1 protein-coding gene is annotated in these 240 nt (G+C 70.8%); it reads left to right on the forward strand.

Annotated features, from left to right (window positions below):
* Window positions 1-240 (forward strand): thiolase family protein (locus ACZ3HG_RS24720; protein WP_465335166.1); only part of this gene is annotated, 240 nt, incomplete at both ends.

A 240-nucleotide genomic window follows, 5' to 3' on the forward strand; every position in this document is an offset into this window, starting at 1 on the left:
GCAAGCGTCGCGGTTCGTTGTCCCAGATTCACGGCGCCGATCTCGGCGCGCACGTCATCAAGGCGCTGGTCGCGCGCAACGGCATTCCGGCGGAGGACTACGACGACGTGATCTTCGGCTGCCTCGATGCGATCGGCCCGCTGGCCGGCAACATCGCGCGCAGCTGCTGGCTCGCGGCCGGCCTGCCGCTCGACGTGCCCGGCGTGACCATCGACCGCCAGTGCGGCTCGAGCCAGCAGG

The sequence above is a fragment of the Erwinia sp. PME.40.26/001 genome, from assembly GCF_055556675.1.